General features: G+C 45.8%; 1 protein-coding gene. It reads left to right on the forward strand.

The window, feature by feature from the left end:
- On the forward strand, nucleotides 1-522 hold a 522-nt coding region (locus R7R24_RS30305), incomplete at both ends, for an ABC transporter substrate-binding protein (RefSeq protein ID WP_318120663.1).

Below are 522 nucleotides of genomic sequence, written 5' to 3' on the forward strand. Positions count from 1 at the left end.
AGCAGAGGAACTAGCTCAGGAAGGCGAATACAGCGCAGCGGACGGTGTCCTGACTACTGATATCAGGCGTCTAGCAGAAGTGAGAAACAAAGGTCTAGTTCAGAAAGTTGATAGCAAGATCATTGAAGAAAATGTACCAGATCAGTACCAAGACAAAGAGAATGAGTGGTTTGCACTTACGCTACGTACTCGCAGTGTTTACTCTTCTCGCGACCGTGTTGGCAAACTAGGTGCGGACTTTAACTATGCTGATCTAGCCAAACCAGAATACAAAGGTAAGATTTGTACTCGCAGCGGCAAGCACCCATACAACGTATCTCTTGTTTCTTCGATGATCGCTCACTACGGCGAAGCAGAAACGAAAGAATGGTTGGAAGGCGTGAAAGCGAACCTTGCTCGTAAACCTCAAGGTAACGACCGTGCACAAGTAAAAGCGATCAAAGAAGGTCTATGTGATGTTTCTTTGGGTAACAGCTACTACCTAGGCAAAATGGTTAACGACAAAGAGCAAAAAGCTTGGGC

This window comes from Vibrio sp. 704 (assembly GCF_033339295.1).